The organism is Massilia eurypsychrophila, from assembly GCF_002760655.1.
GTDB lineage: Bacteria > Pseudomonadota > Gammaproteobacteria > Burkholderiales > Burkholderiaceae_D > JAFCUW01.
In genome coordinates this window covers 1-13189 of record NZ_PDOC01000009.1, presented here as the reverse complement: position 1 = coordinate 13189, position 13189 = coordinate 1, and the positions used below count along the sequence as shown (strand labels likewise).

The 13189-nt window shown below is 64.2% G+C and carries 14 protein-coding genes and 1 tRNA gene; 6 read left to right on the top strand and 9 right to left on the bottom strand.

Features of this window, described 5'->3' with window-relative positions; translation table 11 throughout:
- The 3 genes from rplC to CR105_RS15150 all read right to left on the bottom strand — a co-directional run bounded on the left by rplC (position 1) and on the right by CR105_RS15150 (position 1623).
- Positions 1-657 (bottom strand): 50S ribosomal protein L3, encoded by a 657-nt coding sequence (gene rplC, locus CR105_RS15160; protein ID WP_099789534.1) that lies wholly within the window; start codon positions 655-657, stop codon positions 1-3.
- A 353-nt stretch (positions 658-1010) separates the two neighbouring features.
- A complete protein-coding gene (locus tag CR105_RS15155) occupies positions 1011-1364 on the bottom strand; it encodes a hypothetical protein (protein ID WP_099789531.1) in 354 nt (117 codons plus the stop codon).
- Positions 1351-1623, bottom strand: a complete 273-nt coding sequence (locus CR105_RS15150; protein ID WP_099789528.1) for a BrnT family toxin — start codon at positions 1621-1623, stop codon at positions 1351-1353. Before CR105_RS15150 ends, CR105_RS15155 begins: the two co-directional genes overlap by 14 nt.
- 291 nt (positions 1624-1914) lie before the next feature.
- On the opposite strand from CR105_RS15150, the gene CR105_RS15145 reads away from it, so the two are divergent.
- The 6 genes from CR105_RS15145 to CR105_RS15120 are packed head-to-tail and all read left to right on the top strand — an operon-like array spanning position 1915 to position 8023.
- Positions 1915-2901, top strand: coding sequence for an ATP-grasp domain-containing protein (locus tag CR105_RS15145; RefSeq protein ID WP_307189632.1), 987 nt, complete (start codon positions 1915-1917; stop codon positions 2899-2901).
- Positions 2898-4064, top strand: a complete 1167-nt coding sequence (locus tag CR105_RS15140) for a phosphoribosyltransferase domain-containing protein (RefSeq protein WP_099789522.1) — start codon at positions 2898-2900, stop codon at positions 4062-4064. The genes CR105_RS15145 and CR105_RS15140 overlap by 4 nt, the downstream gene beginning before the upstream one ends.
- Entirely contained in the window at positions 4033-4794 is a 762-nt protein-coding gene (locus tag CR105_RS15135; RefSeq protein WP_099789519.1) for an HAD family hydrolase, read from the top strand. Before CR105_RS15140 ends, CR105_RS15135 begins: the two co-directional genes overlap by 32 nt.
- Complete coding sequence (locus tag CR105_RS15130; RefSeq protein ID WP_099789517.1) at positions 4791-5879, top strand: cysteine protease StiP family protein; 1089 nt, start codon at positions 4791-4793, stop codon at positions 5877-5879. The genes CR105_RS15135 and CR105_RS15130 overlap by 4 nt, the downstream gene beginning before the upstream one ends.
- The gene (locus tag CR105_RS15125) at positions 5872-6804 is read left to right on the top strand and encodes an HpcH/HpaI aldolase/citrate lyase family protein (protein ID WP_099789514.1); all 933 of its coding nucleotides are present in this window, start codon (positions 5872-5874) and stop codon (positions 6802-6804) included. Before CR105_RS15130 ends, CR105_RS15125 begins: the two co-directional genes overlap by 8 nt.
- A 1-nt stretch (position 6805) precedes the next feature.
- On the top strand, positions 6806-8023 hold the full coding sequence (locus tag CR105_RS15120; protein ID WP_099789512.1) for a TerD family protein: 1218 nt from the start codon (positions 6806-6808) through the stop codon (positions 8021-8023).
- A 58-nt stretch (positions 8024-8081) separates the two neighbouring features.
- Here CR105_RS15120 and creC read toward each other — a convergent pair whose 3' ends face one another.
- The 6 genes from creC to CR105_RS15090 all read right to left on the bottom strand — a co-directional run.
- On the bottom strand, positions 8082-10973 hold the full coding sequence (gene creC / locus CR105_RS29385) for a two-component system sensor histidine kinase CreC (RefSeq protein ID WP_099789509.1): 2892 nt from the start codon (positions 10971-10973) through the stop codon (positions 8082-8084).
- On the bottom strand, positions 10970-11653 hold the full coding sequence (creB, locus tag CR105_RS15110; protein WP_099789506.1) for a two-component system response regulator CreB: 684 nt from the start codon (positions 11651-11653) through the stop codon (positions 10970-10972). The genes creC and creB overlap by 4 nt, the downstream gene beginning before the upstream one ends.
- Before the next feature lie 39 nt (positions 11654-11692).
- Positions 11693-12118 (bottom strand): DUF2784 domain-containing protein, encoded by a 426-nt coding sequence (locus CR105_RS15105; protein ID WP_099789504.1) that lies wholly within the window; start codon positions 12116-12118, stop codon positions 11693-11695.
- Between the two features lie 126 nt (positions 12119-12244).
- Positions 12245-12321 (bottom strand) — tRNA-Val (locus CR105_RS15100).
- 242 nt (positions 12322-12563) lie between these two features.
- Positions 12564-12881: a 30S ribosomal protein S10 gene (gene rpsJ, locus CR105_RS15095; protein WP_099789501.1), complete on the bottom strand. Its 318-nt coding sequence runs from the start codon at positions 12879-12881 to the stop codon at positions 12564-12566.
- A gap of 165 nt (positions 12882-13046) precedes the next feature.
- Positions 13047-13189 (bottom strand): EF-Tu C-terminal domain-related protein (locus tag CR105_RS15090; protein ID WP_502522188.1); only part of this gene is annotated, 143 nt, incomplete at its 5' end.

The window sequence follows — 13189 nt, the reverse complement described above, 5'->3', positions numbered from 1 at the left end:
TTAAGCTCCCTTCTGTGCTTTGGATTTAATGGCAGGCGAGACGATCACTTGGCCATTTTTCGCACCTGGGATCGCGCCTTTGACCAGCAGCAGCTGACGGTCGGCATCGATACGGGCGATTACGAGATTCTGTACGGTACGGTTGACGTCACCGAGGTGACCGGTCATGCGCTTACCAGGGAAAACGCGACCTGGATCCTGCGCCATACCGATCGAGCCCGGCACATTGTGCGAACGCGAGTTACCGTGAGTAGCACGGCCGGAAGAGAAGTGGTAACGCTTGATGACGCCAGCGTAACCCTTACCGATCGTGACACCTTGCACGTCGATCTTCTGACCGACTTCGAACAAAGAGGCAGCGACGATGTCGCCAGCTTTGAGTTCGGCAGCTTTAGCGGCATCGACGCGGAATTCCCGCAACATCGTGCCAGCTTCGACGCCAGCTTTGGCGTGATGACCCGCAACTGCCTTGGTCACGCGGGAAGCGCGACGTTGACCGAATGCGACCTGAACAGCGGTATAACCATCTGTCTCAGGGGTTTTGACTTGCGCAACACGGTTGTTCGATACGTCCAACACGGTGACCGGGATCGAGTCCCCTTCATCCGTGAAAATGCGCATCATGCCAACCTTGCGACCGAGAAGGCCTAGGCTCATTTTTTCTCCATTCCCCACCTGCGATTGGGCGGGGCTAACTGTTTAACTACCAAGTAAAGGACGGATTCAAAAAGGACGAATCCATACCGAAGCCGGCAAGTATAACGTGCAAAAGGGCTTGACGCAACAGATTAGTTGGGGGTATGTCGAGGTGTGGCACCGGAATGCGCGGCGTTGCAACACTTCACGGCCATTGCTGGGAAGTGTGCTTGACGCGAAGAATCTTTACGGTCGATCCAACGACGCGGACTCCTTGCTGACGGCGTAGACGACGTCCAGTGAGCCGAGTTCGAGCGTGGCCCCATTGCCGATGAGAGCGCAGAGCTGGGGCACCCCGTGCGAAGGCGCTATTATCAAGGTGCCCCAACGCGCGCGGCTGAACTCGTGGCGAAGTGAGTCGTAATGGCGAAATTCAGTCCGGTGGGCGGAATTTCACCGCGCTCTATGCGGGCAGCAATCGGCGTGGTGGCGAGCGCCTCGACGCGATCTACCGCCGTTTCCAGACAATCGTCCAGCGCCGCAAGGTCCGGCAACTCAGGGATGCGCGCGAGCCATCCTCCACTGACTTGTTCAGTGCATTCAAGCGCGAGCGTCAGCCGCTGAACTGGAACCGGCGAGGCGTATTTGCCGCGAACCATTTCACCGAAGTCGGTCCGACTATATTCGGCCCGAAGTTCGTCTCCATTGGCATGTTCACCCTTCTTCATAGACCCTTCGCTCCGCTCCTGTTGCCAGGCGCGCCCTGATAATTCGAACAGTGTCGCCGTGTTCGGTGTGGGCCACCACCCGCAACCGCCCACTTGATGAGACGCCGAACGTGAGATTCCGCGGTTCGCTCAGCGAATGATCCGGGCCGTGGCCTGTTTGCGCCGGCGAATCTGACAACGCGGTTGCCGCCTCATCGAAAGACACTAAGTGCTTGAAAACATTGGCGGCCGCTTTGCTGGGATCCCACTTGAAACGCATGGTGAGTATATGCCTGCTTGGCGCGCTTGTTAGGGGCAAGAGGGTCAAGTGCAGCGTATCACTTGGCCGGAACAGTCCGTGTGAAGTGCGTCAGGCTTACCGGCGATGGTGCTAGCTAGCTTCAAATCCCAGCGTCTTGAACTCGACAAAGATTTACCGTCATAATGTCGGATTGAATACATCCGGGGGCGGCGCGAGGCAGCGCAGACTGCAGCCTTGCCGCTCCCAGACCTGTCCTCCCCCCATTTGAAAGTACCCATGCGCGTTTGGTTCAACAGGACGTTTTCGTCCGTGTCCGCTGCCATCAGCCTGATCCGCGAAGCGGATACCGATGGCCGTTTCCACCTTATATATAGCAACGCGAACCCGCACGTCGCCGCGGCGCGCGTCGCGCACGAGTTTCACGACGAGCCGACCGGGCTCGAGACCGACGCCTACATCGACTGGTGCCTGGCGTTCTGCCGCGAGCACAAGGTCGACATTTTTATCCCGGGCAAAGCCTCGACGGCACTGGCAGCCGAGCACGCGCGCTTCGCCGCGCAAGGCACGCGCGTGCTCAGCGCCGCCGCCCAGGACCAGCTCGAACTGATCCACGACAAGGCGCGCTTCTACGCCACCACCCACCTGCCCGGCGCCCCGGTGGCCGAGTTCTTGCCGTTCGAGACGCTGGCGCAATTCGAGGCCGGCTTCGCCCAATTGCGGCCGCGCCACGCCAGGCTGTGCGTCAAGCCGTCGAACTCGGTATTCGGCCTCGGCTTCGCCATCCTCGACGAGGAGCGCAGCAGCGCGGCCCTGCTGCTGGCCGGCGCCGAGTACCACATCGGCCTGGAAGACTTCCGCCGCGGCATCGGCGAACTGGGCGAATTTCGCACCATGCTGCTGATGGAATACCTCGACGGCCATGAATTCAGCGTCGACTGCGTCGGCGACCAGGGCCGTCTGGTGGCTGCGATCGCGCGCAAGAAGCCGATGACGGCCGGCCGCGGGCAGCTGATCGACATGCGCCAGGACATCCTCGACGCCACCTCGCAACTTACCCGCACGCACGGCCTGAACGGCGTGTTCAACGTGCAGTTCCGCGAAGGCGGCGGCGAATTGCGCCTACTGGAAATCAACCCGCGCATGTCGGGCGGCATCGCCATGGCCTGCGTGGCCGGGCCGAATCTGCCGTGGATCGCGCTGTCGGGCTTTGCCGACGGCTTCGACCAGGTGGTGGTGCCGCCGGTGCGCGACGGCATTCGCGTCGCAGAACTGAGTTCGGCCACGGAGCTGGCATGACCTTGCACCGTGTGGCGTTGCCGACCGGCGCGCTGGAACTGACCATCGACGCCAGCGATTTTCCACTCGAGGCACTGATGGGTTTTGCCGCGCGCGACAACGCCAAGCGCGGCTTCCTGTTCCTGTCGAAGGTGCTGGGCAAGCACTGGCCGGTCAAGCCGTCCCTGATGACGACCATCCATGAAACGCTGGCCGCCGCCGTGCCGGCCATGCCGGGGCCGCTGGTATTTATCGCCATGGCGGAAACCGCCATTGGCCTCGGCCAGGGGGTGTTCGAAGCCTGGCTGCGCGCCCATCCGGGGCAGGACGCGCTGTTTTTGCACACATCGCGCTACCGCGTCGGCGACGCTCCGATCATCGAATTTCAGGAAGCGCACAGCCACGCGCCGCGCCAGTTCCTGCATCTGCCGGCCGGCGACGCCGAGCGCGCGCTGCTGATGCACGCCAGGGCGCTGGTGCTCGTCGACGACGAAGCGAGCACCGGCAACACGTTCCAGAACCTGGCCGACGCCTGCCGCACGCTCAACCCCGGCATCGAGCGCGTGCACCTGGCGACCATCACCAACTTCATGGGCGCCGACGCCACCGCCGCCCTCAGCGAGCGCTTCGGCCTGCCGGTGACCCTGGGGGCGTCGGCCAGCGGCCGGTATTCGTTCGCGCCGGGCCAGTTCACGCCGTCCGGCGGCGAAGCGCAGCGTTTCGATCCGGATGCCGACCGCGGTGCCAACGCCGGCTTCGGCCGCTACGGCCTGCAGCGCGCGCTGGAAACGCCGGAAGCGCTGGCCTCGCTGCTGGCCGCGCAGATCGGCCCGCGCGAAAACGTGCTGGTGCTGGGCACGGGCGAATTCATGCATGCGTCTTACTTGCTGGGCGCGGCGCTGGAGCGCCACGGCGCCGACGTGGTGGTGCAGTCGACCACGCGCTCGCCGATCCTGACCTGGGGCGCCGTATCGGCCACCTTGAGCTTTCCCGACAACTACGGCGAAGGCATTGCCAATTTCCTGTATAACGTGCGGCGCGGACAGTACGACCACGTTTTCATCTGCCATGAAACGGCGCCGAACGCGGCGCTGTTCCAGCTTGCGGGCGAACTCGACGCACGCCTTTTCCATTTCCTGACCGAGACACACATTGAAGAAGTTTCAGAAATTCCTGTTCGCTGACCTGGACGACACACTGTTCCAGTCGCTCGAAAAGTGCCACGACCGCGACACGCTGGAGCCGGCCGCCTTCCTCAAAGACGGCGCGCCGATCTCGTTTACCACCGCGGCGCAGCGCGCCTTTATCGCTTTCGCCCAGGACGGCATGACGATGATCCCGGCCACCGCGCGCAACCTGAACGCATTCCAGCGCGTGCACCTGCCGTTTACCAGCTACGCCGTGCTCGACTACGGCGGCATCGTGCTCAGTCCGGACGGCACGGTCGACCAGGTCTGGCTGGCGCGCATGCAGGACGCCATGCACGCCGCCCTGCACGGCCTGCAGGAACTGGTCGTGCTGATCGACGCCTGGGGCGACAGCAGCGGCCACGGCCATCGCGCGCGCATCATCGAAGACTTCGCCACGCCTTTCTACACGGTGGTGAAAGATCCCGAGAAGAATGCCGAGCGCCTCGCGCTGATCGAGCGCGACGTGGTGCAGCCGTGGCTCGACGCCGGCGCGCGCGATTACTTCATCCACCGCAACGGCAACAACCTGGCGGTGCTGCCGAACGCGCTCAACAAGTCGCATGCGGTGGCCTATGTGACGGAAAAGCTGCGCCAGGAACATGGCGATATCCTGACGTTCGGCATCGGCGACAGCAAATCGGACGCCCGCTTCATGGCCGCTTGCGACTACGCCATCGTACCGAGCCGCACCCAGCTGGCCAGCCTGACATTGGGGACGCTATGAGTTTTTCCGGCAGCTACCAGGCCAGCGACGTCAGCTTTCTGCTCAAGCCGCTGCCGCTGCAAGGCTTCGTCGATGTCGCCGAGAAGGAATACCTGATCCAGTCCGGCCAGCGCCACTACAGCGAGATGCTGTCGCCGGAGTCGTTGCCGTCAGCCAAATACCTGAGCGTGTTCGAGCAGGCCTGCGTGGCCAACCTCGGCCGCATGGCCGCCGATTGCCTGGCGCTGGCCGGCCTGATCGCGGCACGGCGCACGGGGCCGGTGACGCTGGTCTCGCTGGCACGCGCCGGCACGCCGGTCGGCGTGGTGCTCAACCGCCTGCTGCCGGCCGTGTTCGGCCGTGCATCGAGCCACTATTCGGTGTCGATCATCCGCGACCGCGGCATCGACCAGGTGGCGCTCGAGCATATATTGGCGCAGGGCCACGCGCCCGAATCGATCGTGTTCATCGACGGCTGGACCGGCAAAGGCGTCATCTCGCGCGAGCTGGCCGGCGCTGTCGCCGAATTCAACTTGCGCCGCGGCACCGCCATCGACGGCGGCCTGTACGTGCTGTCGGACCTGGCCGGTACGGCCGCGTGCGCCGCATCGTGCGACGATTATCTGATCCCTTCGAGTATCCTGAACGCTACTGTGTCCGGTTTGATCAGCCGTTCGATCCTGAACGAGGCGATCGGACCGGATGATTTTCACGGTTGCGTGTATTACGAGCAGTTCGCCGCGCATGACCAGTCGCGTTCGTTCGCCGACAGCCTGGCCGCGCAGGCACTGGCGCTGGCAGACCGGCCGCGCCCGGCCGCCGCCCCATCCGACAAGGAGCAGGCGGCGGCAGTGTCGCGCGCCTACATGCTCGCTGCCTTGGCGCAGCATGGCATTAACGATGTCAACATGGTCAAGCCGGGCATCGGCGAAGCGACGCGCGTATTGCTGCGCCGCACGCCGCGCCTGCTGATCGTGCGCGACGCCGGCGCGCCCGAAGTGGCGCACCTGCTGTTGCTGGCGCAAGAAAAAAATGTACCGATGGTGCAAGACCGGGCTTTGCCCTACCACGCGGTTTCCCTGATTAGGAGTGCTTTGGATGGCTAGATCGATGGGCGCCTCACTGTATGTGCCGGCAAACCACAAGGACCTGATGGCGGTCGCCGACGGCGAACGCATCGCCCACGCACGTTCGCTGATTTTCTGCACCGAGGACTCGGTCGCCGACCGCGACCTCAGCTGGGCGCTGTTCAACCTGTCGGTGGTGCTGGCCAATATGCGCGGCGACAGCAGCGCCGAGCGCTGGGTGCGGGTGCGCAATCCCGAGGTGATGGCGCGCGTGCTGGCCATGCCTGGCGTCGACAAGCTGACCGGCTTCGTGCTGCCGAAGTCGACCCGCCACAATTTCGACGCATATTTCCGCCAGATACGCGATACCGCCCACCTGCTGATGCCGACGCTGGAAACGGCCGAGGTCTTCAACGACGACGAGATGCGCGAATTTCGCAAGGTGCTCGAAGCGCCCGGCGTGCGCAGCCGCATCCTGGCGCTGCGCATCGGCGGCAACGACCTGCTCGCCCTGCTGGGCCTGCGCCGGCCGCGCGGCATGACGATCTACCGCACCCCGCTGGGGCCGGTCATCGCCAGCCTGGTGACGACCTTCCGCCCGTACGGCTTCGTGCTGACGGCGCCGGTGTTCGAGCACCTCGACTTGCCGGAGCTGCTAGACCAGGAAGTGCTGGAAGACATCGCCTACGGCATGGTCGGCAAGACCGCGATCCATCCGACACAGATCGCGCCAATCGAGCAGCACTACCGGGTCAAGCCGCATGACCTAGAGGCGGCCCGCGCGATTCTGGACGTCAACGCGCCAGCCGTGTTTAAAATGCACGATTCGATGTGCGAAGTCACCACCCACCGTGCCTGGGCGCAACGGATGGTGGACCAGTCGGATGTATTTGGCGCCCATCCTCACGAAGCAGCCACCCCGGCGGCGACGACGGGCGAACTCAAACTTACTCAGGGAGACTGACATGAACGAATTCTCGCGCGGACAAAAAGGCAAACTCGCCGACCTCGGCTGCAATTCGCCGATCACCGTCGAACTCGACATCGCCGCCGGCGGCATGTCGGTCGACGTGTCGTGCTTCGGCGTCGACAGCAACGACAAGCTGTCCGACGAGCGCTACATGGTGTTCTACAACCAGCTCGCCAGTCCCGAGGGCGCCGTCAAGCTCGAGCTGGGCGGCAAGCCGCGCTTCACCTTGAACCTGGAAGCGCTGCCGGCGTCGATCATGAAGCTGGTGTTCGTTGCCGCCATCGACGGCAACGGCACCATGCGCACGATCGGCCCGAGCGCGCTGACCTTGTCGTCGACGGTGCGCTTCGCCTGGTCCGGCGCCGACTTCCAGGATGAAAAAGCGGTCATCGTCGGCGAGATCTATCGCAAGGACAACGTGTGGCGCTTCGGCGCGGTCGGCCAGGGTTTCAATGGCGGGCTGTCGTCGCTGCTGGCGCACTTCGGCGGCGCCGAGGCGGCGCCCGCTGCGACGCCAACGCCGGCACCGGCAGCCGTGCCCGTGCCTGCCGCCAAACCGGTGTCGCTGTCGAAAGTAACGCTCGACAAGCGCGGCGACAAGGTGTCGCTCGACAAGCGCGGCGCGCGCGGCTTCGGCCCCATCCACGTCAACCTGAACTGGAACCAGAACGCCACGCCACCGGCACCAGCCAAGACCGGCTTTCTGGCCAAGCTGACCGGCGCGGCCGCCAGCACCGGCATCGACCTCGACCTTGGCTGCATGTACGAGATGGCCGACGGACGCAAGGGCCTGGTGCAGGCGCTGGGCAATGCCTGGGGCGAACTCGACCGGCCGCCGTTCATCAAGCTGGCCGCCGACGACCGCACCGGCCAGACCAAGGAAGGCGAGAACCTGCACATCAACGGCGATCACTTCAACGACATCAAGCGCGCGCTGATTTTCACTTTCATCTACAAGGGCGCGCCGAACTGGTCTGCAACGGACGCAGTAGTGTCGATCAAGATGCCGGACCAGGCGCCGATTGAAGTGCGCCTCGATGGCGGCGGCAACCAGATGATGTGCGGCATCGCCATGATCGAGAACGTCGGCGGCAGCCTGCAGGTGACCAAGCTGGCCGAGTATTTCGCCCAGGACGGCAAGACCAGCGCGCACGAGATGATGGACCGCAAGTTCGGCTTTGGCCTGCGCTGGACGACCGGCAGGAAAGACTAAGTTCCAGCCTGCGCCAACGAAACCGGGGTCTGACCCACACGACGGGTCAGACCCTTTGCTATTTCGGGTTCGTCGCCGGCGCCGGTTTGCCGACCTGGTACCAGTCGACCTTGCGGGTGGCCACCATCATCGCCGCCAACACGGCAAACAGCAGGAAACTGCCCAGCATCAGCGCGTTGCTCTCCGATATCAGCAGGCCGTACAGCGCGCCGTAGAGCACCGCCAGCGCGGCGCCGAAACCCATGCCGCGGCGCCAGTCGTGCAGCACGAACGACAGGTAAAAGCCGATCAGCCCGGTGCACGCCGCGCTCGCCACGACGTAGGCAAGCACGAAGTCGATGTGCTCGGACAAGCTCACCAGCAACAGGAAGAACAGCGCCAGCGCCAGGCCGACCAGCAGGTACTGGACCGGATGGATCGGCAGGCGCCGTAGAATCTCGAACACAAAAAAGGCGGCAAACGTCAGGGCGACGAACAGGATGCCGTACTTGGTGGCGCGGTCAGCCAGCGAATAGACGTTGACCGGCTCGATGAACGAGACGCTGAGTTTGTCGATCGCGCTGCCCCTGGCGTCGGTCACCGGGGTCAGCTCGGCGCGCCGCAATTGCTGCTGGGTGTCGCTGGCCAGCGAGGAAATACTCCAGCCGGCGCTAAAGCCGGCGTCGCTGATGACCCGGTTCTTCGGCGACGGCAAAAAGTGGCCGCCAAATTGCGGATGCGGCCAGTTCGACTTCAGCGCCACCGACGTCTGCTTCGCCACCGGCGCAAATTGCTGGCTCTCGATGCCGTCGAGGCCCAGGTCGAAGGCGAATCTGGCGCGCGCCGGCGCCGCCAGGGCCAACGGCGCCAGCGGCGCCAGCGGCGCATGCAGGCCGCTCTTCATCGACAGTAAGCCGCTGCCCTGGCGGAACTCCACCAGCTGGCCGTCCCAGTTCAGCTTGGGCGTGTTGCGGATGCCGCGCACGTCGCCGATCGACACGGCAACGAACGGCCGGCCGATCGTCAGGCGCGACGCTGGATTGCCGCGTTGCAGCTCCTCCTTGGCCGGCAAATCGAAGTTGCCGGTGAACGCATGCTGGCCGCTGAAGACCAGCACCTTGTGGATGCCGCGGTAGCGGCTGTCGGTGTCGAAGCTGCCGGCCACCTGCAATTCGTTCGGGAAGACGATGTGGCGGCGCTCGACCTGGCGGCGCACGGGCTCGGCCTTCTTGGCAGGGTCGTTGGCGACGACCACCGGCTCTTCGAACTCGTCGGTGTAGGGAATCACCAGCACCGGGCCGACCAGCGTTTGCCGGCCCACCGAATCGGCGGCGATGCTGTCGACTGCCTGCTTGCGAAACGCCATCCGGTCCTCGATGGTGGCCTGGATCAAAATCAGCGGAATGCCGATGAGAACCATCAGCGCCCCGATGATCAGCATTTTGAACAGCAGCGATTTTTGCATGGTGGACTCTTTTGTTTGGAATGCGGCAATTGTAGAAACTGCATGTGTGGGGACGATGCGTTCTGTGTGAAGCCGCTCGGCTTGCGCAATGACCGCCAGGCGCAAGGTGGCGCAGGTGCCGCCGTCCGGGTCGCTCGCCACCGCCGCGCTACCGCCGTGCAGGATCGCCACTTCGCGCACGAAGGTCAGGCCCAGGCCGGTGCTGCGCGCGCCGTCGGGCCGCGGCAGCGAGTAGAAGCGTTCGAACAGGCGTTCGCGGGCGAATTCGGGGATGCCGTCGCCGCGGTCGCGCACCGTCACGATGAGCTGGTCGCCTTCACGCGCGGCGCGCAGCACGATTTCGCTGCCGGCCGGCGCGAAATCGGCGGCGTTGTCGACCAGGTTGCCGATTGCCTGGCGCAGCAGCAAGGCGTCGCCGCGCAGCACCAGATCGGCGGCGTCGATGCGCAGCTGCTGCTGGCGCCGCGCCAGCCGGGCTGCGCTGTCGGCCGCCACCTGCGCCAGCAGCGCCGGCAAGGCAATCGGCGCCGGCGACGCCAGCTGTTGCTGCTGCTCGACCTGCACCAGCGCCAGCAGGCGCTCGATCAGCTGTTTCTGGCGCGTGTTCTGCTCCAGGATGTTGCCCAGGAAGTGGGCGCGCTGCTCCTCCGGCATGTCTTCGCGCATCAGCTCGGCCGAACCCTGGATCGCCGCGATCGGGCTTTTCAGTTCGTGCGCCAGCGTGTGCATCAGTTGCTCGGCGTATTGCTTGCCTTCCAGCCGCACCCGCATCGCCTCCAGCGCACGTCCTAGCATGCCGATTTCGCCGTTTCCCAGCGCCGGCAGCGCCGCCTTCCCGCCCGCCTCGACCGTGGCCGCGTAGTCGCTCAGCTTGCCGAGCGAGCGGGTCAGCCGCCACGCCAGCGCGATGCCGATCAGCAGCGACAGCCCCATCACCAGCGCACCGCCCTGCATGACATTGGCCTGGCTGCGCTTGACGAAGGGCTGCACGGTGGAAAACGGCTTGGCCACCGTCAGCACGCCGATGATCCGCTCGCCGTCGCGCACCGGCGCTGCCACGTGCATCACCGCGCTGGCGTCATCAAGCGGGTCGGCGCGGCTGCTGCGGCTGCCGTACTTGCCCTGCAAGGTCAGGTAGACATCGTTCCAGCGCGAATAATCCATGCCGGCCGCCTTGTTCTCCGAATCGAACAGCACGATGCCGCGCTCGTCGGTGACGTAGATGCGGTAGCTAAGGCGCGGCGGCTGCCCGCCGTCGCCGTTCGGCGCCTGGCCCGCTTCAGCGTACTGGCGCACGCGCGCCAGCAGCAAGGAACCGTCGACCTTGCCTGCCTTGACGTCGTCGGCGACCAGCACCGCGAGCAGGCTGGCGGTGTCGTGCAGCGTGTCTTCCAGCGTGGCCTTGACGCCAGGGCGCACTTCCTCGACGAAGACGTTGAGCAGGAACCACGCGGCCAGCCCGACGATCAGGAAGTAGCCGAGCAAGATGCGCAGCCCGATCTTCATGCAACGATCAGGCTGTAGCCCATGCCGCGGTGGGTCTGGATCGGATCGATGTTGGGATCGACCGCGCGCAACTTGGCGCGCAGCGACTTGACGTGGGCGTCCACGGTGCGCTCGAGCGTATCGGGGGCGCCGTCCCAGACGCGGTCCATCAGTTGCGGGCGCGACAGCACATGGGCGGGATGCTCGAGCATCGTCTTGAGCAACAGGTATTCGTAGCGGGTCAATTCGAGCGGCTGGCCGCGGAACAGGATGCGCGCTTCGTCGGCGCGCAGTTCGAAGCGGGCGGCACTGGCGCTGACTGGCGCCGGCGGGGCCAGGCGGCGCAGCACAACGCGGATCCGCGCCACCAGTTCGCGCGGCGAGAACGGCTTGGTGACGTAGTCGTCGGCGCCAATTTCGAGCCCAACGATGCGGTCGACCTCATCGCTGCGGGCAGTCAGGAAAATCACCGGGATGTCGGAAAACTGGCGCAGCTGGCGGCACACTTCAAAGCCGTTCATGTCGGGCAGGCCAACGTCGAGCACCAGCAGGGCCGGCGCGTCGGGGCCGCAGGCGCGCAATGCGTCCAGCGCGGCGGCGCCGAAGCTGACATGGCGGGCCAGAAAGCCGTCGGTGCGCAGCGCGTAGGCGATGCTGTCGGCAATGGCGAGCTCGTCCTCGGCAATCAGGATTGTTTTCATGACGCGAGTATCGCGTCCTTTTGTGCAGCGAGCAAGAAGTCAGGGTGACGTTGCCGTTTTCGCCTGGCGCGAGCGGGGCATCGGCCGCACCAGCAGCCAGCTGGCCAGCACCAGCAAGCCGAACAGGGAGTACACCATCGTGAACACCCAGGGCGGCGCCTGGTAGAACATCACCTGGCCGACCCAGTGGGCAATGAAGTCTTCGGCGAAAGCGCCCTGCCCGGCGCGCAGCCGCAACCATTGCTCAAGGGTGGTTAGCGGACAGTCGATGCCGAACCAGGATTCCGCCACGACGTAGCCGATGGCGGCCAGGTGCAGCACGCGGAACCATAAATTTCTGACCCAGCGCCAGTGCAATTTGCCGCCCAGCAGAATCAGCACCAGGCCGGCGACGATGAACAGCACCACGCCCAGATGGACGAACAGGACCGCGTTGGCAAGCAATCGGTAAGTATCGGGCGTCATCGTAAAAGCATACACTGCCTGCGGCTTGCGCCCGTAAACGGCATTGGGGCCGGGGTCGCTCGCATCGCTGCGAACTCACCCGGCCCCAATTTGTCGTCGCCTTTACGCGCCGCTGCTTTTCTATTCTGGTGGGCGGTGCAGAATTCGAATCTGCGACCCCTTGGATGTCGACCAAGTATTCTAACCAGCTGAACTAACCGCCCTGAGGGGACGCATTATAGCGGGCGATTGCGGAACCATACAATAGCGCGCGCGAAAAAAATAACGATCGCAGTGAGGAAATAGCGCCTCAGTTCATATGTGGTATGGAATCCCGCCCGCGCGGGAACGACCATCTTAGGCTGCTGGCTATCGACAGGAAGGTAGACATTCAGGCGAAAAAAAACCGGAGGCGCATATGCGGCTCCGGCATTTTCTGAGGCGGCGTTGACCGCCCTCACAGCAATTATTGCAGCTTGATCTCGACGTCTACACCTGCTGGCAGGTCCAGCTTCATCAGCGCGTCAACGGTCTTGTCCGTTGGGTCGACGATGTCCATCAAACGCTGGTGCGTACGGATTTCAAACTGGTCACGCGAAGTCTTGTTGACGTGCGGCGAACGCAGGATGTCAAAACGCTGGATGCGCGTTGGCAGTGGCACTGGGCCCTTGACGACGGCGCCGGTGCGCTTGGCGGTCTCAACGATTTCGAGTGCCGACTGGTCGATCAGTTTGTAATCGAATGCTTTCAGGCGAATGCGGATTTTCTGGTTTGGTGCGGACATGATATTTCCTCTAAAGAGCGAACCGCGCTTATCGCGCGGCAATATATGGGGGACCGACATTGTACTATGAAACTGCAGGGCAGGAACCCGAAGGCCCCTGCCCTGTTACTACTAAACGACAGCATTCATCAGAGGGGACAGACCCACAGGGTCTTTCCCCCGGGATTATTTGCCTTCGCTCAGGATCTTGGCAACGACGCCGGCGCCGACGGTACGACCGCCTTCACGGATAGCGAAGCGCAGGCCTTCTTCCATCGCGATCGGGTTGATCAGCTTGACGGTGATCGACACGTTATCGCCTGGCATGA